Origin of the sequence: Allostigmatella hybrida (genome assembly GCF_020103775.1) — a bacterium.
Lineage (GTDB): Bacteria > Myxococcota > Myxococcia > Myxococcales > Myxococcaceae > Hyalangium > Hyalangium aurantiaca.
On sequence record NZ_JAHXBH010000028.1, the window covers coordinates 34,978 to 56,651 of the forward strand.

At 67.2% G+C, this 21,674-nt stretch carries 18 protein-coding genes; 10 read left to right on the forward strand and 8 right to left on the reverse strand.

The window, feature by feature from the left end; all coding sequences use genetic code 11:
* The first annotated feature begins 69 nt into the window (after positions 1 to 69).
* Positions 70 to 2,046 (forward strand): ABC-F family ATP-binding cassette domain-containing protein, encoded by a 1,977-nt coding sequence (locus tag KY661_RS30145; RefSeq protein WP_225413489.1) that lies wholly within the window; start codon positions 70 to 72, stop codon positions 2,044 to 2,046.
* A 4-nt stretch (positions 2,047 to 2,050) separates the two neighbouring features.
* On the opposite strand, the gene KY661_RS30150 is transcribed toward KY661_RS30145, so the two are convergent.
* The gene (locus KY661_RS30150; RefSeq protein ID WP_225413490.1) at positions 2,051 to 2,446 is read right to left on the reverse strand and encodes an ACT domain-containing protein; all 396 of its coding nucleotides are present in this window, start codon (positions 2,444 to 2,446) and stop codon (positions 2,051 to 2,053) included.
* A gap of 210 nt (positions 2,447 to 2,656) precedes the next feature.
* Here KY661_RS30150 and KY661_RS30155 point away from each other — a divergent pair, with 210 nt between their 5' ends.
* Positions 2,657 to 4,651 (forward strand): AAA family ATPase, encoded by a 1,995-nt coding sequence (locus KY661_RS30155; protein WP_225413491.1) that lies wholly within the window; start codon positions 2,657 to 2,659, stop codon positions 4,649 to 4,651.
* A gap of 274 nt (positions 4,652 to 4,925) precedes the next feature.
* On the opposite strand, the gene KY661_RS30160 is transcribed toward KY661_RS30155, so the two are convergent.
* Together KY661_RS30160 and KY661_RS30165 are read right to left on the reverse strand one after the other, a co-directional pair.
* Positions 4,926 to 5,495, reverse strand: coding sequence for an imm11 family protein (locus KY661_RS30160; RefSeq protein ID WP_225413541.1), 570 nt, complete (start codon positions 5,493 to 5,495; stop codon positions 4,926 to 4,928).
* A gap of 14 nt (positions 5,496 to 5,509) precedes the next feature.
* Positions 5,510 to 6,865, reverse strand: a complete 1,356-nt coding sequence (locus tag KY661_RS30165) for an AHH domain-containing protein (RefSeq protein WP_450097583.1) — start codon at positions 6,863 to 6,865, stop codon at positions 5,510 to 5,512.
* A gap of 39 nt (positions 6,866 to 6,904) precedes the next feature.
* On the opposite strand from KY661_RS30165, the gene KY661_RS30170 reads away from it, so the two are divergent.
* Positions 6,905 to 7,303, forward strand: coding sequence for a DUF2721 domain-containing protein (locus KY661_RS30170; protein ID WP_225413493.1), 399 nt, complete (start codon positions 6,905 to 6,907; stop codon positions 7,301 to 7,303).
* Positions 7,304 to 7,321: 18 nt separating this feature from the next.
* Here the strand turns inward: KY661_RS30170 and KY661_RS30175 are convergent, their stop codons facing one another.
* The 3 genes from KY661_RS30175 to KY661_RS30185 form a co-directional block, all read right to left on the reverse strand.
* Entirely contained in the window at positions 7,322 to 7,969 is a 648-nt protein-coding gene (locus tag KY661_RS30175) for a TFIIB-type zinc ribbon-containing protein (RefSeq protein WP_225413494.1), read from the reverse strand.
* A gap of 21 nt (positions 7,970 to 7,990) precedes the next feature.
* The gene (locus KY661_RS30180) at positions 7,991 to 9,028 is read right to left on the reverse strand and encodes a chemotaxis protein CheB (RefSeq protein WP_075008610.1); all 1,038 of its coding nucleotides are present in this window, start codon (positions 9,026 to 9,028) and stop codon (positions 7,991 to 7,993) included.
* A 68-nt stretch (positions 9,029 to 9,096) separates the two neighbouring features.
* Positions 9,097 to 11,343, reverse strand: a complete 2,247-nt coding sequence (locus tag KY661_RS30185) for a sensor histidine kinase (RefSeq protein WP_225413495.1) — start codon at positions 11,341 to 11,343, stop codon at positions 9,097 to 9,099.
* A gap of 108 nt (positions 11,344 to 11,451) precedes the next feature.
* Between KY661_RS30185 and KY661_RS30190 the strand changes: the two genes are divergently transcribed.
* From KY661_RS30190 to KY661_RS30220, 7 genes are all read left to right on the forward strand, one after another.
* Positions 11,452 to 13,833, forward strand: a complete 2,382-nt coding sequence (locus KY661_RS30190; protein ID WP_225413496.1) for a transglycosylase SLT domain-containing protein — start codon at positions 11,452 to 11,454, stop codon at positions 13,831 to 13,833.
* 49 nt (positions 13,834 to 13,882) lie between these two features.
* The gene (gene selA / locus KY661_RS30195; protein WP_225413497.1) at positions 13,883 to 15,283 is read left to right on the forward strand and encodes an L-seryl-tRNA(Sec) selenium transferase; all 1,401 of its coding nucleotides are present in this window, start codon (positions 13,883 to 13,885) and stop codon (positions 15,281 to 15,283) included.
* On the forward strand, positions 15,280 to 15,873 hold the full coding sequence (locus KY661_RS30200) for an HNH endonuclease (RefSeq protein WP_225413498.1): 594 nt from the start codon (positions 15,280 to 15,282) through the stop codon (positions 15,871 to 15,873). Before selA ends, KY661_RS30200 begins: the two co-directional genes overlap by 4 nt.
* Positions 15,874 to 15,963: 90 nt before the next feature.
* Positions 15,964 to 17,013: a P-loop NTPase gene (locus KY661_RS30205; RefSeq protein ID WP_398577267.1), complete on the forward strand. Its 1,050-nt coding sequence runs from the start codon at positions 15,964 to 15,966 to the stop codon at positions 17,011 to 17,013.
* Positions 17,010 to 18,605: a helix-turn-helix domain-containing protein gene (locus KY661_RS30210; RefSeq protein WP_225413499.1), complete on the forward strand. Its 1,596-nt coding sequence runs from the start codon at positions 17,010 to 17,012 to the stop codon at positions 18,603 to 18,605. Before KY661_RS30205 ends, KY661_RS30210 begins: the two co-directional genes overlap by 4 nt.
* A gap of 78 nt (positions 18,606 to 18,683) precedes the next feature.
* Positions 18,684 to 18,947 carry a hypothetical protein gene (locus KY661_RS30215; protein WP_002618271.1) on the forward strand — a complete coding sequence of 88 codons (264 nt, stop codon included), beginning with the start codon at positions 18,684 to 18,686 and terminating at the stop codon, positions 18,945 to 18,947.
* Positions 18,941 to 19,888 (forward strand): RluA family pseudouridine synthase, encoded by a 948-nt coding sequence (locus KY661_RS30220; RefSeq protein ID WP_225413500.1) that lies wholly within the window; start codon positions 18,941 to 18,943, stop codon positions 19,886 to 19,888. Before KY661_RS30215 ends, KY661_RS30220 begins: the two co-directional genes overlap by 7 nt.
* A 10-nt stretch (positions 19,889 to 19,898) precedes the next feature.
* Here KY661_RS30220 and KY661_RS30225 read toward each other — a convergent pair whose 3' ends face one another.
* Both KY661_RS30225 and KY661_RS30230 read right to left on the reverse strand, forming a co-directional pair.
* A complete protein-coding gene (locus tag KY661_RS30225) occupies positions 19,899 to 20,276 on the reverse strand; it encodes a hypothetical protein (RefSeq protein WP_075008603.1) in 378 nt (125 codons plus the stop codon).
* Between the two features lie 112 nt (positions 20,277 to 20,388).
* Positions 20,389 to 21,663 (reverse strand): Gfo/Idh/MocA family protein, encoded by a 1,275-nt coding sequence (locus KY661_RS30230; RefSeq protein WP_225413501.1) that lies wholly within the window; start codon positions 21,661 to 21,663, stop codon positions 20,389 to 20,391.
* Positions 21,664 to 21,674: the final 11 nt, after the last annotated feature.

Genomic DNA, 21,674 nt, shown 5'->3' on the forward strand with positions numbered 1-21,674 from the left:
GGCGAGTAGGCGAGCAGGCATGCAAATCGTTTCCGAGGGGGCTCCGGGCTGCTACACCCCACACCTGCCATGAGCCTCATCATCGCCCAGGACCTCTGCCTCGCCTACGGCAAGAAGGTCCTCTTCGACGACACCAGCTTCACCCTCGGCCCCCGGGATCGCGTGGGGTTGGTGGGTGCCAACGGAACTGGAAAGAGCTCGCTGATGAAGCTCCTGGCCGGCGCCCAGCACGCCGACTCGGGCACCATCATCTACGCGCGGGGCGCCCGGGTGGGCTACCTGCCCCAGGAACTGGCGGGCTTGCCCGAGGGCTCGGTGGTGGAGGCGGTGATGAGCACCGTGCCCGGCCGCGACGCGATGGAGGCCCGGCTGAAGAAGACCGAGGCGGCCCTGGCCCAGGAGACGGACGAGGCCGGGCAGCTGGAGCTGTCGCAGGAGCTGGCGGACCTGCACACGGAGCTGGACCACTTCGAGGACCACTACGGGCGCCACCACGCCGAGCGCATCCTCAAGGGGCTGGGGTTCCGGGACGCGGACCTGGCCAAGCCCACCAGCGCCCTGTCCGGCGGCTGGCGGATGCGCGCCGCGCTGGCGGGGCTGCTGCTCCAGGATCCGGATCTGCTGCTCCTGGACGAGCCCACCAACCACCTGGATGTGCCCACGCTGACGTGGTTCGACGGGTTCATGCGCCGCAGCAACAAGGCGCTGGTGCTCATCTCCCACGACCGGGACTTCCTCAACCGGCAGGTCAACCGGATCGTCTCGCTGGAGATCGAAGGGTTGCGCTCGTACGTGGGCAACTACAACGATTACAAGCGCCAGCGCGCCGAGGAGATGGAGCAGCTCAAGGCGCGGGCCGCGAAGGTGGAGGCCCGCCGCGCCGAGCTCCAGTCCTTCATTGACCGGTTCGGCGCCAAGGCGACCAAGGCCCGGCAGGCCAAGAGCCGCGAGAAGATGCTGGAGCGGCTGGAGGAGGTGCACCTGCTGGAGGAGCGCTCCACGGTGCACTTCCGCTTTCCGGAGGTAGAGCGCTCGGGCCGGGACGTGGCCACGCTCAAGGGCGTGAGCAAGCGCTACGGTCCGCAGGTGGTGTACTCGGGGCTGGATGCGCGCCTGGAGCGCGGCCAGCGCATCGCGGTGGTGGGGGCCAACGGAGCCGGTAAGACGACGCTCCTGAAAATCCTGGCCGGGGAGCTGGCGGCGGATGGCGGGGAGGTGTCGCTGGGGCACAACGTGGTGATGGGGTACTACGCCCAGCACCACGCGGACACGCTCGACAAGCGCAACTCCATCCTGGAGGAGGTGCAGCCGCTGGCGGCGGACAAGCCCCAGAGCTACGTGCGCGGGGTGCTGGGGGCGTTCCTCTTCTCGGGGGATGACGTGGACAAGCCCATCGGTGTGCTGTCCGGTGGAGAGCGGGCCCGCGTGGCGCTGGCGAAGCTGCTCCTGCGGCCCTCGAACTTCCTGCTGATGGACGAGCCCACCAACCACCTGGACCTGGACTCGACGGAGATGCTCATCGAGGCGCTGCAGGGCTACGGCGGGACGCTGCTGTTCGTCTCCCACAACCGGGGGTTCGTGAACAGCCTGGCCACGACGGTGTGGGACGTGGTGGACGGCAAGGTGGTGCCGTACGCGGGCAACCTGGACGAGTACCTCTACCACCAGGAGCAGCTCCGCCTGAAGGCGGAGGCCGAGGCGGCCGGGGCAGGGGAGAAGGGGAAGCCCGGGGACAAGGCTTCCGCAGCCTCCGTGAGCGAGAAGGATCGCAAGCGGTTGGAGGCCGAGGCCCGTCAGCGCCGGAACACGGTGGAAGGGCCCATCAAGAAGGAGATCGCCAAGATCGAAGAGCGCATCGCCAAGCTGGAGGCTACTCAGAAGGAGCGGGAGGCGCAGCTGGCGGACCCGGAACTCTACAATGACTTCGCGAGGGCCAAGCCGCTGATGGACACCCACCGCGCGGGCAAGGAAGAGCTGGAAGCGCTCTACGCGGCATGGGAGACGGCCCAGGAGAAGCTGGCCGAAGCGGCCGCTTCCCTGGGGTAATCCGTTACTGCGCGGCCAGCTCGCGCAGCACCTGGAGCGCCTGGGGGCCATCGGCCGCGCTGACGAACAGATGGTCGTGGTAGAAGCCAGCCACGACATTGCAGCTGATGCCCGCCTGGGCCAAAGCCGTGGACAGGGCTGCGGTGAGCCCCACGGCCTCCAGGGCCGAGTGGATGGAGATGGTGATCCAGGCCGCGACGTACGTGTAGGGGAGCTGAAGCCGGTCGGCCTGCGAGCGCTCCAAGATGACTGTCAGGCCTTCACGCTCCTGGAAGCTGCCAAGAGGCCGGGTTCCTTGAAGCACCCGTTCATCGCTCACGGTGCAGAAGACGTAATCACCGGGGTTCAGCGTCGGGGAGAGGCCGCGCAAGAGCGCGCTCAGTGAGATCTCGCCAATCATGGCGGCACCATAGAGCCTACTTCGGTCGGCGCAAATGGAACCAAGTGGCGATGCCTATCGCCAGGCGGAGCATCACCAAATATGTGTTCTCTCGCTTCGCACAACGCACTTCGACTGCGCTGAATTACTAGTTGATTCCGGTGTGCTGCCTAGAAAGAATGACTGTGGTTCGTTGAGTCGGCTAAATGATGACGGTTCGAAGGAGGCTGTGTGGGACGGATTTTCGATGAACTTGAGCCAGTGCTTACGCTGAACCCATCCCTGCGGATGATGCTGCGTGCGTTCTTGCATGGTTTTGATGTCACTTGGGGCTCATCGGAGAGGCTGTTTGGGTCTCACGTTGTGATGTTTTTTCTCAAGCCGGAAGCTTTTGTTCGTGAAAGATTTGGAATGGATCGAGAGATCCTATTGGTCTACTCCGAGTATAATAGTATTGAGCCTAGAATACTTCAGATTGCAAGCGCGCTCATGTCTCGGACTCCTGCGGCAGGAAGGGTCGAGCCACTTATGTATTTTTTGGTTAGCCCAGCTCCGGAACTGGTTGAAACGGTTGGCCGCCTAATGGCGGAAAACAGTCAATCTCGTGTGGCTGTGCCTCTCCCTGAACAGGAATGCCGTGAAGCAGGTGACCTCACTTTGGTGCAGACTGCTGTTCAAAGGCATCTGTTTAGCCGAGATCTCTTTGATATTGAGCAACCAATTACAAACGACTTGTTTTTCTTTGGTAGGACCGGGCTTGTATTCGAGCTGAGGGATGCAGCGCTTCGCGGCGAGAATGTCGGTCTTTTTGGGCTGCGGAAGGTTGGCAAAACATCGGTTTTGTTGAGGCTTCAACGGCTTTTGGAGGAAGAGCAGTCAGGAAAGGTTGTTTATGTAGACCTCCAGGATGCAGCACTGTACTCGCTCTCTTGGTGGGAGTTGCTTGACGAGATTAGAAAACAACTGCCTTACATTCCTGTCAAGCCATCAGGGGGGGTTAAAAGAGCAGCTAAATTGTTTCGGACGGCTGTCGAAGAGATTAAGAAGGTTGCTCCAGATAAGCATGTCATCATTGCTGTAGATGAGGTGGAGCACATTACGCCGAATCTCCGAATGCGCCAACATTGGGATCAAGATTTTCTCGATTTTTGGAAGACTTTGCGTGCGGTACAAAATGTAAATAGACACATCTCGCTCATTGTTGCTGGTGTGAATGCTTCGGCGATCGAGACGCCTATGTATGGTGAGCATGATAACCCACTATTTAGTCTGGCCAGAACTCGATACGTGCCTATATTTTCTCGTGAGGAGCTTCGGCAAATGGTACGGACTCTCGGAGCTTATATGGGGCTTCGCTTTGAAGAGGCCGCTTTCGATCAATTGCGTGCTATGTATGGTGGGCACCCTCTGCTCACTCGGCTGGCTTGTAGTTTTATGCATAAAAAGCTACTTTCTGAGGGTGTGGCTCTGCCCGCTTTAGTAACGGTGGGAATGGTGGAAAGAACTACAGAGGCTCGTGATAAGAGCTTATTTCCATTTGGTAGTCATATTCTTGGAATGTTGCAGCGATGGTATAAGACGGAATATCAGTTGCTTGAGCAGTTGGCGCAGGGGAATGCTGGCTTTTTTAATGAGCTTATCAACGAAGTACCTCAATACGGCGAGCATCTAAAATCATACCAACTTGTTGCTGGGGAGCCGCCCGAGCTTACAATTCCGTTCTTGGCCAAGTATCTTAGGTCGCAAACTCGAATGCAAAAAGATGTTGTTTTGCAAGCTGCCCCAGTGGCTGCCGCTCCAGAAAGCTCGCTTCTCGAAATAAGTGCACTTAGAAACCGCCTTGAACCTAAGCTACGCAAGCTGGTTAAACGTGTGCTGAAAGCGCATTTAGGCGCGGAGCGCTGGATAGATCCTGTGCTGGATAGTATTCCAAGTGAACAGCGAAAGACTTTTCAGGGAGTTGATAAGAATGAAATATTGGAGAAGCGGATATTTCTATTAAATTTGATTACTGTTGTTAGTGTGCAGTGGGAGAAGTTCAAGCACTTTGAAGCCGCGCCGCCTGAACGTAAGGTTAGTCGTGAACAGTTCAAGGTGTTGCTCGACTATGTTAACGCTCATCGAGAGGATGCCCATGCCAAACCGGTTTCTCAGGCAGAACTCGCCGCGCTCCGTGTAGTCGTCAACGCAATTGAGACGGCGGTCGATCGGCTCTTGGAAGACTAGTGGAGTGTCCACGAAGTTTTTGGACATAGTCACGTTGGACATAGTCACGACTGATGACGATCCACCCATCGGTGCATCTTGGTCCGCGTCCAGGACCAAGTGAACGGGTGTGCATAAAGGCGGTTGTACTCGGGCCAACTGGCGTTGAGGTGCTCGACGAGTTCGTCCCGGCCGGCCCAGTCGCCCCTGAAGGTAGCGCGCCCCGAAGGCGCGCAGCAGCAGTTCGGCTTGGTCAAGCCAGGAGGCATGGGCTGGAGTGGATTGATCTGACGAACTACACTTCCTTGAACTTTGTCCCCATGGCTCCGATGCGCTCCAATGCTTCTTTGATCTCTTCGGAGACGATAAGAGCCACCGTCCACCCCCAAGAGCGGAAGACCTTGGTGTCACCCACTTTCGAGGGATCGATGCGCATCCCGTACACGTCCCGGTACTGCCCAACCTTCTCGGGTCTTCCATCCTCTGGCGTCCAATACTCCACCTCCTCCGAGGCCTTGTCATCGATACACCGGACAAGCCGCGTGGCAACGAGGATGCAGAACTGGTCTGGCTGACCGTGGATGTCCACCGGCAGAATCTGAACGTCACGTGGGGCCAGTTCGTTGAAGACGGAAGCCACCCTGACATGAACGACCGGGATGCTGAAACCTGCGAGGGTGAAGTCGAGGGCCTTGCCCGGACGGCCGATGGGGATCTTCAATCGTCCTGGTGCCGGAACTGGCATGCCTTCTCTGAACATCCATGGGTTGTCCACCTCCCGGCCCTGAGGATCCGTGGGGTTGCCAAGATCCCATCCCCCAGAACCCCCAACCTCTTGAGACAGCTTGAAGTACTTCATCAGGATGATGATCCTCTCCGTCACTGACTCCGGGTTACCAGCTTGTTGAGGGTCGTGCCCTCCGTCGAGATCTGTTTCGCCAGCCGCTGGAGTTCCGCCGCCAACGCCTTCCGGCACTGTTCGATGCTGCTACAGCCCTTGGTCGCTTCATCCAGCCGCTCGTAAATCCGCTCGTGGTACTCCTGTGGGTGGGGGCCTTGGTGGCCTTTGACGTGGACCCTGTTGGCCGGGTCATTCAGCGACATTCCCGCCCGATCAAAGATTCTCTGGAATTTCGGCGTCCACGGACCACCACTGTGGGTAGCCTCGGTCCACTTGTCGGTGGCGATGTGGTGCTCGGGTCCCTTCGCATCCACCGGCCTGGAAGCCGCGCCGCGCAGGCCCTCTGCCGTCGCGGCGACCGCATTGGGAGCCAGGGTGATGGTCACTGCCTCGGCGGTCACAGCCACCGCTTCCACCTGCGCCACCTTTGCCAGCCGCAATCCCGCCTGTGCCACACCCACCGCTGACGCCTGAGCCGAGCCGGGCAGCGTGGGCACCTTGGCCGAGAAACTGGCAGCCGTCTGTCCAATGGCGGTCGTGAGCAGAAGGGCGAACGCCCGCGCCGCATTCTTGCCCATCACCTTGCCATACTTCTTCCCGGCCTCGCGGATCGCAGCAAAGGAGATGGCGTGATCCAACTCCTCCACCAACCGTCTCCAGCCCTGGATGAGCGTCCAAAAGGTGTCCACCCCGATGTAGCAGACGAAGCCTGCCGTGACGGCCGTCGCAAGCCCCTTGGAGAACACCGGCTCGGGCGCCAGCCACATCGCGGCGTAGATCGTCATCGTCCAGTACAGAGAAGCCTTGAGCGCCTCCGGGTCGGTCATGTCCTTGAAGGACTGCATCATTTCCGGAACGATCTCTTCGATGGCGAAGGACATGCCCAGGGCGTAGCGGCCATCTCCGGTGAGGAGGGGATTGTTCATCAGCACGTTCCGGCAGTCCCCTGGCTTCCCGAGAGCCTCGCAGAATTGCAGGTACTCTTGGGTCACTCGCGCATTCACCTTGGCCCACTGCGAGGCCGTGGGCATCCCGTCCAGAGGAACGACACCGTCGCGCTGGGAGTACTGGTACCAGCCACTGCGCGGGGGGACTTCGAACAGTTCTCTCGCGGCCTTCTCAGGGTTGAGTGAGGGCGTCATCCGCTGGGTCTCCCTCGCGATGGCCTTGGTGAACTCTTCCTTCCCCAGTTCCACGGGCCTGGCCTCGTCTGTGCGGGGGACGTGGATGAAGGACTCGCCCTGTCCCGGGTCGAGGCGCACTACGTGCGTGCTGCTGCAAGCGGTAGACAGTGCCCAGAGGAGGACCACGACGGATAGATGGCGCGGAGTCATAAGACATCCTCCAGATTGCGAGGGTTGTATTATGCCGGAATGGAACTGACGCTCACCACGCCCGGTCTGCTCTTCCCGACCGTGTCATTGTTGCTGCTGGCGTATACCAACCGGTTCCTCGCCCTCGCCGCGCTCAGCCGGACGATGCACGCGCAATACAAGGCGAATCCCGATGCCTTGCTGCTGCCTCAGATCGAGAACCTGAAGGTCCGGGTCCGGTTGATTCGCGACATGCAGTTCCTGGGCGTCTCCAGCCTGTTCCTGTGCGTGGTGTGCATGCTCTTGCTCTTCGCGGGCATGAGCGGGGCAGGGGAAGCGGTCTTCGCCGGGAGCTTGCTGCTGCTCCTGGCATCCCTGGCCCTGTCCATCTGGGAGATTCAGATCTCCATCCGGGCGCTGCAAATCCAGCTTGGCGATCTGGAGCCCCGAAAGCCGTGAGGGGCTGCGGCTCTGGGCTCAGTCGTTGATGTGCGAGAAGAGCCAGCCCAGTGCGCGAGAGACCGGATCTGTTGAGGCGGTGGGGCGGTCGCCGTCCCGGGAGGCGTGGGACGCCCGTTCGGCGTCGTAGGGCGAGGACTCCTCTGATGCACAGCTTCCGCAGTAGAGCTTGCCGCCCGAGGTGAAGGCATGTTCGGCCCGGAGGGCCCGCTGGCAGGAGGCACAGCGCAGCGTGTCCTTCTTCCGGGCAGGGGTGGCCGCAGGAGGGGGCGCGGGGGCAGGCTCGTCTCCTGCCCGCTCCAGCAGTTGTTCCAGCTCACCGGTGTCCAGCGCCATGCCGTGACAGCGGACGCAGACATCCACCTCCACGCCCCGGATGTGCGTCACCGACAGCGGGGCGATGCCGCACTTGGGACAGCTTGGCGCGTCCCGGCCACACTCCGGGCACCGGGGCTCCTGGGCCGTCAGGGGCGTGTCGCAGTCCTTGCACTCCCCATGCTTGCCCTGGGCCTTCGCCAGGAGCGCCCGCGTGGCGGCGGCGCCCATCACGGTCTCCAGCCCCTCGCCCTCGAACCAGAGCGCGGCGCACCGGCCGCACTTCTCCCGCGGAAGCCCGTGGGTGAAGGTCGGTAGCAGCGTCCCGTAGCAGAAGGGGCAGGAGCTCATCCGGGAGCCTGGCGGCCGGGGCTACATGCCCGGCGTGCTCGGCACGAGCTGCACGCCTTCCAGCGAGCGCAGCACCGTGGCCAGCGTCTCGGGCGAGACGATCTGCTCGGTGGCCTTGTTGCGGAGCGCCGCCTCCGGCATCCCCGCCACCAGACACGTCTCCGGCTCCTGGGCGAAGGTGAGACCGCCCGCGCGCCGGATGGCCATCAGCCCCACCGCGCCCTCCTCACCCATGCCGCTGAGCACCGCGCCGGCCGAGTGCACGCCATAGGCGCGCGCCATCGAGGCGAGCAGCAAGTCGCCTGACGGGAACGTGCTGCCCGAGGCGCGCTCCACCACGAGCTCGCCCTGGGGCCCCACGCGCAGGTGGTGCCCATCCGGCGGCAGGTACACGGTGCCCGCCCGGGGCTGCTCCGTGGCGCGGGCGATCTCCACCGGCAGCGGCGACAGCGAGGAGAGCCACCGGTGCAGGCCCACGGTGAAGCCCGGGGTGATGTGCTGGGCGATGAACAGCGGGAAGGGCAGGCTGCGCGGCAGCAGCCACAGGAGCGAGGCCAGCGACGTGGGCCCGCCAATGGACGCCGTCAGGCCGAAGCCCGCCACGCGCGAGCCCGGCGGCAGTGCCGGCGCCGTGGCGCGGCCCTCGTGGCGCTGGGTCACCAGCGGCACCTCGGCCAGCAGCCGGATGGCCGACAGCAGCCGGACGCCGAAGCGCGCCACGTCCTCCGGGGCGCCCTGCGGCTTGGCAATCACCTCCAGGGCTCCGGCCTGGAGTGCCCGGAAGGACAGGTCCGTGTCCGGCGCGCCCGACACCATGAGGATGCGGCAGGGCGACTCGGACATGATGCGCTCGGTGGCGCCCAGGCCGTCCATGCCCGGCATCTGCACGTCCAGGGTGATGACGTCCGGCTTCAGCGAGCGCGAGAGGGCCACGGCCTCCTCGCCGTCTCGGGCCGTGCCCACCACGCTCACGTCCGGCTGCGCGGACAGCAGCCGCGTGAGCACCTGGAGCATCGTGGGCGAATCATCGGTGAGGAGGACTTGAATGGGCTTGCTCATGAAGGATCTCCAGGCTTGGGGCCTTTTCTACTCCACCCTGCGGTGCGCGCCTATGGCTCCGAGGTTCATTACAGGGACTTGCTCTTCTTTTCCCGTTTTGACCGGCTCTCGGCGGGTGGGGGAAGGGGACCCTCCCGGAGTGTCTCCTGGGGCAGACTCTGGGAGGAGGCGGGGGGCAGCATGGGTGTCCACTCCGGAGCAGGAGCCGCCTCCGCGGGCGGCTGCTCGGAGGGAAGCGCGGGAAACCGGACGATGATGGTGCACCCCTCGCCGGGCTTGCTCTGCACCGAAATGCTGCCGCCGTGATTCTTGACAATGCGCTGGCAGATGGCCAGCCCCAGCCCCGTGCCCTTCTGCTTGGTGGTGAAGAAGGGCACGAAGATGTGCTGCTGATGATCCACGGGGATGCCCGGGCCGGTGTCGAACACGTGCACCTCGACGGACTCGGCCGCGTTGCTGCGGAACTCGCCGAAGCGGTCCGGCTTCAGGGTGCGCACGGTGATGCGCCCCCCGGAGGTGTCGATGGCCTGCACCGCGTTCTGCACCAGGTTGATGAGCACCTGCTTGAGCTGCTCCGCGTCCGCGTCCACCTTGGGCACGGTCAGGTCCAGCTCCACCGCGAGGTTCATCTCCTTGGGCACGTCGTTCTGGATGAGGCGCATGGTGCGCGTCACCACCTCGTTGAGGTCCGTGGGCCCGAAGTTCTGCTTGAGCGGGCGCGCGTAGTCGAGAAACGCGGTGACGACGCCGTTGAGCCGGTTGACCTCCTCGACGATGACGCCCAGGAACTCCCCGTCCTCGCCCGGCAGCCGCCGCGGGTCCAGGCACTGCGCGGCGCCCTTGATGGCGCCCAGCGGGTTGCGGATTTCATGCGCCAGGCCCGCCGCCATCTCGCCCAGGGCGGCCAGGCGGTCGCGCTCGCGGATCTTCTCGTACAGCTTCGAGTTCTCCAGCACGGTGGCCAGGCGCTCGGCCACGGTGAGAATGAGGGCGATCTCGTCGGACGCGTAGGCCTCCGGCACGCGCTCGTCCCACAGGTTCAGAAAGCCGATGACGCGGTCATTGCCCATCAGCGGCACGGTGATGCCCGCCTGCATCTTCACCAGCGCGGCCCGGGTGTCATTGAGCCGCTTGAGTTCGTCGCGGAAGCGCTTGCCCTCGGTGAGCTGGGCCCGGATCGCCTTCACCCGGCTGTCCAGGTTCTCCAGCAGCACTGCCTTCTGTCCGGAGGCCACCGCCAGGAGCAGGCCACGCGCCGCGGCCGTGTCCAGGAAGGCCTCCGGCGGAGGGCCCCGGGAGTCCAGCAGCCGGTAGCCCGGCTTGTCCTCCGCCAGCAGGTAGATGGAGACGTGGGTGACGCGTCCCGTCTCGTGGAGGGTGTCCAGCGTCATCCGCGTCACCTCCCCGATGTCGATGACGGTGGCCATGCGCGCCTGGAGCGCGCCCAGGGCCCCGAGCAGCTCGAAGCGCTCGCGGAAGAGGATGCGCACCATCTGCGCGTCGACCTTGGCCCCCAGGGGCTCCAGCAGGATGATGATGATGAAGGTTGCCACCACCGTGTTGAAGAGCAGCTGGAGGGTGTTCTCCTTGACCCACGAGGTGAGCACCAAGAACACGGCCGCGAGCAGCAGCGCCAGCACCGCCTGCGCGGCGAGCTTGCCCAGGAGCTCGTTCAGGTCCATCAGCCGCAGCTTGCGGAGCGTCTGGTACAGGAAGACCAGGTAGAGCGTGGTGAAGACCGCCCCCAGCGAGGGCAGGGGAAGCCCGTAGTGGCTGCTGACCAGGTCCACCAGGGACAGGAGGATGCAGACTCCGGCGCCAATGGCCAGGTACGTCAGCCGCAGCCGCTCGATGCGCGACTGCTGGCTGCGGACCCGCAGGAACAGCAGGCTCACCGAGATGAGCAGGACCCCCAGCACCCACACGCCCAGGCCGAACTGGGCCCACGAGCGCTCCGCCAGCGGCGTCACCGCCACCGACAGCCCCAGCACCGCCGATAGCAGGGCAAGCCGGCGGGCGGCCGCATGGGTGCCCTTGGCGACGCTCAGGAATTCCAGGAAGAACCCCACGGCCGCGCCCGGCACCAGCGCCAGCAGCAGGAGGACGGCGCCCAGCGAGATGCGGGCAATCCACGGATAGTCCGCGGCGGGGGCGATGCTGTGGACGAAGGAGGCGAGGTAGTACCCCGCCACGTTCAGGGCGAAGAGGGAGTACAGCGTCATCGCCCGGGAGCGGCCCGACCGCAGGAGCATGGCCAGTGCCAGCGCCAGGCCGACAAACGAGGCGAACAGCGCGTTCTGGGTAGGGATATCCATGGGTGGGCGAACAGTCTAACCTGTGTCCGCCTCCGGAAATTTTTCGACTGCTCTCCGTTGTCCTCGGGCGTGCCCGAGCGCATCCCACAGGGCCTTAGGCCCCCCCGCATGAAATCCGTCCTCCTCTTCCTCGCTCTTGCCTCCTTCGTGTCGCTCGCGGCCGCGCAGCCCGTGGCCTCCGAGCCCACCTCCGCCCCGCAGCCGCGCACCGAGGGTGCTCCCTCGGAGGCCTTGCTGGGGCCGCCTCCGGACGCCGAGAAGACGCCGCTGCCCGAGGGGTATGTGGAGGTATTCAACCCCGCCTTCCCCCTGCCGTGGGTCGAGCCCGCCAAGGTCCGGGTCGACAAGGGCCGGGCGTACGGGCTGAACGATCTGTCGCCGTACTTCGCCGAGGGGCGGCTCAAGGAGGCCAAGGAGGCGTTCGACCGCGGCCTCTACGTCCGGGCCCGGGCGCTGCTGCACCTGGAGGGCAACGCGCTGCCCGTGCGGTACCTGCGGGCGCTGAGCGCCGTGCGGGCCGGGGACAATGCGCGCGCGGCCGAGGAGATGACGGCCCTGGCGGAGGACTACCCCGCGCTGCGCGACCGGTGCCTCACGCATGCGGGCATGGCGCTCGAGCAGCTGGGGCGCTTCGAGGAGTCGGCGGCGCTGCTGGGCCGGGTGCCGGAGGACTCGAAGCTGTACGTGGACGCCCGGTTGGGCATGGCGCGCGTGCTGCGCAAGAAGAAGGACCATGACGGGGCCATGGCGGCGCTCGCGCCGCTGACGGCCCGGCCCGCCGTGTCCTTTGGCCGCAGCGTGGGCGCCGAGGCGCTCCTGGCCACCGCCGACATCGCCGTGGAGAAGAAGGACCGCGAGCGCGAGCGCGAGGCGCTCTGGAAGCTGTGGGCCCGCTACCCCCTGTCGCCGATGACGAAGCAGGCCGAGCGCCGGCTCAAGGGGCTCAAGCCGCCCCTGGAGGCCCAGGTGGCGCGCGCCGAGCAGCTCATCGAGCTGCACCGCAACAAGCAGGGGCTCACCGCGCTCGAGCCGCTCCTGCCCACACTGAAGCTGCCGGAGCCGCTGGCGTGCCGGGCGCACTTCGCCTTCGGCAAGGGCATGCGCAAGGAGCGCCAGCACACGCGCGCCATCGCCACGCTCGTGCCCGTGGTGGAGAAGTGCCAGGACGCGGACCTGCTGCCCCGGGCGCTGTACGTGCTCGGCTCCTCGCGCTCCATCGTGGAGCTCAAGCGCGGCACGGAGACGTACGAGCGCCTGGCCCGCGAGTTCCCCGGCCACTCCTTCGCCGACGACGCGCTCTTCTACGCGGCGGACCTGTACGTAAAGACGGGCCAGTTGGATCCGGCGCTCGCGCGGCTGGAGGAGCTGGAGCGCAACTACCCGAAGGGCGACTTCCTGGGCGAGGCGCTCTTCAAGGCGTTCTGGATCGCCCGCACCCGGAAGGCCCCGGACGGAGGGCTGGAGCTGCTGTCGCGCATCGAGCAGCGCTTCGCGGACGCGGACGAGTCCTATGACGTGGAGCGGGCCCAGTACTGGCGGGCGCGCACGCTGCAGGAGCGCGGGGACATGCCCGGCGCGGTGGCCCTCTTCGAGAAGCTGGCCGTGGAGCACCCGGCCACCTACTACGGGCTGATGGCGCGCACGCAGCTCGGCGAGGTGGACAAGGAGCGCCTGGAGCGCATCGCCCCGCAGCTCGTCTTCGCCCCGGAGGCCGCCAGCCCCTGGCCCCTGCATGCGGGCACCATGCAGAAGGATCCCCACTTCCTGGCCGGCGTGGAGATGATGCGCCTGGGCTTCCCGGAGGCGGTGTCCTCCGAGCTGCTCGCGGTCAACCGCACCGGGCTGCCGCCCGAGTCCGTGCGCCTCATCGTCCACCTGCTGTCCCTGGCCGGGGACGAGCGCTCCGCCCACGCCGTGGCCCGCGTGGCCCTGCGCCGGGACCTGGGCGGGCGGATTACCCCACAGACGCGGTCCGTGTGGGAGATCGCCTACCCCAATGCGTTCCGGGAGCTGATCGAAAAGCACACCCGGACGGCGGGGGTGGAGCCGGACCTGCTGCAGGCGCTGATGCGCGAGGAGAGCGCGTTGGATCCCAAGGCGCTCTCATGGGCCGGGGCGCTGGGGCTCACGCAGCTCATGCCGTACACGGCCAAGGGCGTGGCCCGGCAGCTGAAGATCAAGAACTTCCGGGTGGAGGCCCTGCTGGAGCCGGACCTCAACATCCGCCTGGGCGCGCACTACCTGGGCGAGCTGATCAAGAAGTTCGACGGGCACACGCCCTTCGCGGTGGGCAGCTACAACGCGGGCTCGGGGGCGGTGAACCGCTGGCGCTCCGAGCGCCCGGGGATGCCGCTGGACGCGTGGGTGGAGGAAGTGCCCATCGCGGAGACGCGCGGCTACATCAAGCGCGTGCTGCGTTCGTACAACACTTACCAATTGCTCTACGGGCGCCCCGCGAAGGTTCCTGTGGTGAAGACCGCGGGGCTCTGAGCAGGGGGGCTCGCTGGCGCCCGGGGCCTGGGTCCCCTAGACTTGGGCCATGGGCGCACCTTCTAAGAGAGGGGAGAGCGGGAAGAACGCGCTCCTGCGCTCGCTTCCGTCCATCGAGCAGCTCCTGCGCCGCCCTTCGCTGGATCCTCGCCTGGCGGCGCTCCCCCGGGCCCGCGCCGTGGCCGCGCTGCGGCTGGCGGTGGAGCGGGTGCGCGGGCGCCTGCTGCGCGGAGAGGCCCGGCCCTTCGAGGATGCGGACGTGGACGGCGCCCTGCGCAGCCTGCTCACCCCGCGCTTGCGTCCAGTACTCAACGCCACGGGCGTGGTGCTGCACACCAACCTGGGCCGTGCGCCGCTGGCCGCCGAGGCGGTGGCGCGCGTGGCGGCGGTGGCCCGGGGCTACTCCAACCTCGAGTACGACCTGGAAGAGGGCGAGCGCGGCAGCCGCTATGCGCCCGTGGTGGAGCTGCTCACGGCGCTGACCGGCGCGGAGGACGTCCTCGTCGTGAACAACGGCGCGGGCGCGGCGCTGCTGGTGCTGGCGGCGCTGGCGGCGGGCAAGGAGTGCGTTGTCTCTCGCGGGGAGCTGGTGGAGATTGGCGGCGGCTTCCGGGTGCCGGACGTCATGCGCCAGTCCGGGGCGCGGCTGGTGGAGGTGGGCACCACCAACCGCACGCGCCGCTCGGACTACGAGGCGGCCCTCACGCCGGACACGGGCCTGCTGGTGAAGGTGCACCGCTCCAACTTCGAGATGGTGGGCTTCACCGAGGAGGTGGCGGTGGGGGCGCTGGCCACGCTCGGCCAGGCGCGCGGGGTGCCGGTGTTCCAGGATCTCGGCTCGGGGCTGCTGGTCCCGCTGAGCGGAGAGGGGCTCACCGCCGAGCCCTCCGTGCGCCACTCCGTGGCGGCGGGGGTGGATGTGGTGGCGTTCTCGGGCGACAAGCTCTTGGGCGGCCCCCAGGCGGGCATCATCGTGGGACGCAAGGCCCTGCTCTCCCGTATCAAGGCACACCCGCTCACCCGGGCGCTGAGGGTGGACAAGATGACGGTGGCGGCGCTGGAGGCCACCCTGGAGCTGTACCGGGATGGCCGGCCGGAGGCCGTGCCCACCTGGCGGCTGCTCGCCCAACCGTCCGAGGTGTTGCAGGCGCGGGCCGAGCGGCTCCGGGAGCTGCTGGCGGCGCGGGGTGTACGGGCGCGGGTGGGGGCGGTGTCAGGGCAAGTGGGAGGCGGGGCGATGCCGTTGGCGCGGCTGCCGTCCTTCGCCTGCATCCTCACGGTCCAGGAACCGGAGGGATTCCTGGAGGCCCTGCGTGGCGCCGAGGTGCCGGTTATTGGAAGGATTGCGGATGGCGAGGTGCTCCTCGACGTCCGTTGTCTGGCGGAGGACGACCTGGGCCCAGTGGCCGAGGCCGTCGTTGGCACCGCAGGACAAGAAAGAGGCCCATGATCGAAAGTGCCGTCCTGGTTCTTAACCGGAATTATCAGCCGGTCCATGTCACCTCGGTGAAGCGTGCCTTCTCCCTGCTCTACCAGGGCGTGGCCAAGGCGATCGACGATCAATACAAGCTGTACGAGTTCGAGGACTGGGCGGCGCTGAGCACCACGGGCGAATGCATCGTCACGGTGAACCGGGCGATCCGGGTGCCCCGGGTGCTGGTGCTCTCCGCCTACGAGTACCTCCCCAAGGGGCGGGTGCGCTTCTCCCGGCTCAACATCTACGCGAGGGATCACGACACCTGCCAGTACTGCGGGCGCACCTTGCCGCGCTCGGAGCTGAACCTGGACCACGTGAACCCCCGCTGTGAGGGCGGCAAGACGACGTGGGAGAACGTCGTCTGCTCCTGCGTGCCCTGCAACCTGAAGAAGGGGGGACGGACCCCCGAGCGTGCGGGGATGAAGCTGCTGCGCCGGCCTTTCCGTCCCCGGTGGACGCCGCTGTTCCGGGGCGCCATCCGGCGCATCACCTACCGGGAGTGGCTGCCGTTCCTGCGGGTGGAGGATGCCTCGTACTGGAACGTGGAACTGCTGGACGAGTAGGAGCGCTTCCTCGCCTGCTTGCTGGGCCCGCAGGGCCTGAAAAGGTCAGGGAGTCGACGCGGAGGGCAGGACGGGTTTTGATACGGCTGCTTGAAGCCCGTCACATCCATTCCTGTCGATCCCCGCCGCATTGCCCCTCCCGCCAAGGACGTCCGGGACGTGGGGGCCCCGGTCCTGCCGGCGAGCGCCGGCCCGCCGGGGCTCTCCAAGCGTGCCCGGCCCCGGCGCATCATCGCCGTGGGCGGTGGAAAGGGCGGCATTGGCAAGACGCTCGTCTCGGCCAACCTCGGCATCGCGCTGGCGCAGGCCGGCATGCGCGTGCTCCTGGTGGACGCGGACCTGGGCGGGGCCAACCTGCACACCTGCCTTGGCGTGGGCCAGCCGAGCGCGACGCTGTCGGACTTCGTGCGCAGCAACAAGACGCGCATCGAGGACATCATCCTGCCCACGGGCGTGCCCCAGCTCTCGCTCATCGCGGGGGCGCAGGACGTGCTGGACGCGGCCAACATCAAGTACGCCCAGAAGCAGAAGCTGCTGCGCTCGCTGACGGCGCTGCCGGTGGACTACCTGCTCCTGGATCTCGGCGCGGGCACCAGCTTCAACACGCTCGACTTCTTCCTCGTGGCCGACCACGGCGTGCTGGTGGTGCTGCCCGAGCCCACCGCGGTGGAGAACGCGTACCGCTTCGTCAAGGCGGCCTTCTTCCGCCGGCTCCAGCAGGTGGAGGCCCAGTACGGCATCGAGGACCTGGTGGAGAGCGCCCTCACGACGCGCGAGGGCAACCTGCGCACGCCGCACGACTTCATCGCCCAGGTCCGCAAGGATGATCCGGCGGCGGGGGCGCGGCTGGAGAAGGACCTGATGTCGTTCCGCATCCGCTTGGTGGTGAACCAGGCGCGCACGGACGCGGACATGACGGTGGGCAATTCCGTGGTGTCCGCCTGGAAGAAGTTCTTCGGCCTGGAGATGGATGACCTGGGGGCCATCCGCTACGACGACGAGGCCTGGCGGGCGATCCGCAAGCGCAGGCCCGTGCTGCTGGAGCGGCCCGAGTCTCCCGCCGCCCAGGGACTGCAGCGCATCGCCGGACGTATCCTGGCCCTCGACGGTATCGCCATTCCCACCCCTTCGACGCCATGAAGCCCTTCGAGCAGCAGACCTATTACGAACTCCTCGAAGTGCCCGTCACCGCGCCCGGTGCGGAGATCCGCGCCGCGTTCGAGCGGGCGCTCGAAACGTACTCGCCGGATTCCGTGGCGGTGTACATGCTGGTGGATCCGGGACAGCTGGATTCGTTGAGGGCCCGCCTCACCGAGGCGGTGGAGATCCTCACCGAGCCGGAGCTGCGGGAAGAGTACGACCAGATGATCGGCGTGAAGCAGGCCAAGCCGAACACGCTGGCGGCTCCGGCCCAGGCCCTGGCGCCCGCGCCGCCCCCGGCCGTGGCGGCCCCCGCGCCTTCCACGCCCCCCCGTGCGGAGGCCGTGGCCAGCCCCACGGAGCCCACGGTGCGGCCCGTTGCGGACACGGCCCCGGTGGAGCCGCCCCCCGTGGAGCGTGCCGCGCCAGCGGTGGCCGCCGTGGAGACACCTCCCGAGGAGAAGGCGCCAGCGGCGGCGGCCCTGGCGGCCTCGGCGGGGGCCTTGCCTGAGCCTGGGCCAGCGGCTCCGGCGCAGGAACCTGCTCCGGAGGTCCCGGCCGCAGCCTCGCCCACGGTTTCGCCGCAGCAAATCCACGCGGCGTTCCGCAGCTACGCCCTCTCGTATGTGCCCCTCCTGGTCCCAGCGCAGTCCCTGACGGGCTCGGCGGGCCTGTTTGCGTCCACGGGCCCGGTGTCCGCCGGGGCGCTCGACCCAGCCCCAGAGGCTCCCGCCCCGGAGCCCGCTCCGGTGGCCACTGTCGCCCAGACGGCGGCTTCCCCCGTGGCGAGTCCTCCCGGGGAGGTCCAGGAGAAGGCCGCGCCCGAGGCTCCGCCCCCGCCGGTGGCGGCCGAGCCCCCCACGCCCGTGGCTGCTGCTCCCGTCACGCCCCCCCTGGAGCCAGCGGCTCCGGTGGCTCCGGCCGTGGCGGCTCCAGCGCCTGTTCCGGAGCCCGCGGTGGCCGCACCCACCCCGGTGCCCGCCATGTCGCAGGACGAGGAGGTGTCCGGTGTCGGGGCGCCCCTGCCGCTCCGGGAGGAGCCCCGCGCGCCCGCGGCCGGTCCGGCCCGGCCCTCCCGCTACGAGCGGGGGGCCACCCCTCCACCGCTGCCGCCAGGTGGCCGCCGCTTCCACCGGCCCACGCCCGTGCCCGCGGCTGTGCGGAGCGCGGCGGCGGAGCCCGAGAAGGCCCCCCCGGCCGCCGCTTCCTCCGGAGGACGGAACCTGGACGAGGCCCAGCAACTGGCCCAGGAGTCCGCCATCGCCACGGCGGAGGCGGCGCTCGCGGTGGTGGCGGCCAAGGCCCGCGAGCCCCGGCCCAAGCCCCCGGAGATTCCCCCCAACACCGAGTTCAACGGCGAGGTGCTGCGCCAGGTTCGCGAGGGCAGGGGGCTGTCACTGCACCAGCTGGCCGAGCGCACCCGCATCTCCGCCAAGCACCTGGAGAACGTGGAGGCGGACCGCTATGCCGCGCTTCCGGCGACGGTGTACCTGCGCGGCTTCCTGATGAGCCTGGCGCGCGAGCTGGGGCTGGACCCGCTCAAGGTGTCGCGCAGTTACCTCACCCTGGCCTCCGGGTCGCAGAAGAAGTGAGCCCTTGGAACGGCCGCCGCGGGGAAGCCCGGCAGAAAAGTTGACTCTCCGCGGTACCGTGCATATGAAAGAAGTACAATGACAGAGGAAGAGAAGGTCAAAGCGATGCGTTTGGCCCGCGCGATCGCCTCGGATATCTCGCTCTACAACGAGCAGAAGATCATCAAAGGCATCGAGCAGGACAACCTCTTCGAGGTCCTCAAGGACGAGCTGGACGAAGGGCGCGATCTCTACAAGAGCCGCGTGAGCGCGGAGATCTTCACGCGGGCGAACTTCTTCGAGCGCGCCATCAACGACATCGTCCTGCGCTCCAAGGCGCACGTGAAGTCCAAGATTTGGTAGCCCCGGATTCGCGCGAGCACCGCGCTCCGCCCGAAGCCCGGGGCGAGCGGTTGGATCAACACCTGGCGCGCGCGTTTCCCGAGCTGACCCGTTCCCGGATTCGGGGGCTGATCGACGCCGGCCATGTGCGGGTGGACGGCCGCCCCGTGAAGGCCGCGGCTCGCCTTCGGGGCGGGGAACTCCTGTCGCTCCACGTGCCCCCGCCGGTGGCCGCCGTCCCGCAGGCCGAAGCGCTGCCGCTGGAAGTGCTGCACGAGGACCGGGACCTGGTGGTGGTGAACAAGGCCGCGGGCATGGTGGTGCATCCGGGGGCGGGACACGCCTCGGGCACGCTGGTGAACGCGCTGCTGCACCGGGTGAAGGACCTGGCGGGGGTGGGCGGAGAGCTCCGGCCGGGCATCGTCCACCGGCTCGACAAGGACACGACCGGGTGCATGGCCGTGGCGAAGAACGAGCAGGCGCTGGTGGCGCTGCAGAAGGCCTTCAAGACGCGCGCGGTGGAGAAGACGTACCTGGCGCTGGTGCACGGGCACCCGAAGGCCGAGGGGCGCATCGAGACGCTGTACGGGCGCCACCCGGTGCACCGCCAGCGCTTCACGGGCAAGGTGAGGGAGGGCAAGAGCGCGGTGACGGTGTTCCGCACGCGCGAGCTCTTCGAAGGGGCGGCGCTGGTGGAGGTGGACCTGCTCACGGGCCGGACGCACCAGATCCGCGTGCACCTGTCCGAGTCCGGGCACCCCCTGCTGTGTGACGCGCTGTACGGCGCGGGGCGCAAGGGGAAGGGGCACGTGGCGGAGGCCCAGGCCCAACTGGGCCGCCAGGCGCTGCATGCCTGGAAGCTGAGCTTCGCCCACCCGAGGACGGGCAAGGTGCTGACGCTGGAGGCCCCCGTGCCAGAGGACCTCACCGCCTGCATGCGGGTGCTGCGGGCAGGCGCCTGAGGCCTGCGGGCTACCAGTAACGGCGTGGAGCCGGAGCCGGAGGAGGAGGCGGCGCGGCCACCGGTTGCAGCATGCCGCAGCTCAGCAGCCGGTCGACGGCGGCCTTGAGCTCCTTCGCGGTGGTGCCACAGTCCTCGAGGTTGCTCATCGCCTCGGCAATGGTGCGATCTCCGGCGCCGAACTCCACCAGAAAGAGCCCATCCTCGGAAGCGAGCCCCCGGGGAGCCCCCCAGGAGGCGCGGGCCGCGTCGAATTGGGCCCGCCCCGAGCCAGAGCGAGCCTCCGCGAGCATGAGCTCATAGGCGGCCACGGCCTCGGAGCCCCTGGGGGAGAGTTGGAACTTCTGCGCGCGTCCGTAGCGGACCCGCTCCTTCGTTTCGTCGCTCATGCTGCCTTCATCCTTGATACCGGCGCAGAGCGAATCCCTGCGCGGTCATGCCTTTGGCTGAAGCCGACCGCGCCAGAGTCCGGACAGTCTAGTGCGTCTTCAGCCCGCAGGCTCAGGATTCCTTGGGCGCGGGCCCGCGGAATGCATCCAGCTTCTTGGCTGCTTCCAGCTTATGCGGGCGGCCTTCCCGGGCCGCGCGGTAGATGGCTTCGATGACACGCATGTCCGCCAGGCCCTCCTCGCCGGGCGTGTGCGGCACCCGGTTCTCTTGCACACACTGGGAGAAGTGATCCATCTCCCGGGCGAACTGGCTGCCTCCGGAGAAGCGGCGCTCGATGATGTCCTCGGCCTTGGGGTTTGCCTGGGACTTGCGGCCGATCATCAGACGCTGGCCCTCGTAGGCGAAGGCGGGGTTCATCTCCGCCCAGGCGTCCGAGCCCATCAGCCGCATCCGTTGGGATCTGTGCAGGCCATAGCTCGTGGTGCACGAGGCGAGCATTCCCGAGGGGAAGCGCAGGTGGAACGCGACGCTCTCCTCCACCTCCTTGAAGCGCGCATCGCCGGGGGTGCTGTACTGGGTAGCCTGGACCTCCACGGGCTCCTCACCGGTCAGGTAGCGCGCCGCGTTCAGGCAGTAGATGCCCACGTCCGGCAACGCGCCGCCGCCGGAGAGCGCCTTCTTGAGCCGCCAGTGGTTGGGGTCTCCCTGGTTCTGGCCATTGTCCGCGCCGAAGAACTTCAGGGTGCCCAGCTCCTTCTTGCGCGCCATCTCGATGAGGGCCCGGTGGTGCGGCTCGTACTGGAGCCGGTACGCCACCGCCAGCTTGCGGTTCGCCTTGGCGCACGCGTCGATCATCTGCTGGCACTCGGCCACGGTGTTGGCCATGGGCTTCTCGCAGAAGACGTGCTTGCCGGCCTGGGCGGCGCGCACCGTGTACTCGGCGTGCATGCTGTTGGGCAGCACGATGTAGACGACCTGCACCTCCGGGTTGTCCCGGATCTGATCGAACGACTTGTAGTCGTAGAGGGCCTTCTCCGAGACTCCGTACTGCCGGGCCACGGTCTGGGCCTTGGCCCGGTCGCCACTCACGAGCGCCACCAGGCGGCTGCGCTTGCACTGGGCGAAGCCAGGCACCAGCTCCTCCAGCGACAGGTGGCCCAGCCCCACGATGGCCCAGCCCACGCGCTGGTCCGGGGGGAGGGGGTTGGGCAGGGGCTCCGGCTCGCCCTCGGTGGGCGCGTCGATGGCGGGCAGCTGCACCTTGGAGGGCTGGGAGGGGGCTGCGGCCAGCACGGTGCCCGGGGCCCAGGTGCTCGCTGCCAGCAAGCCGCCGGTCGTGCCCAGCACGCTCCTGCGCGTCCACAACCGGGGGGTATCGTCGCTCATGGGAAGGCTCC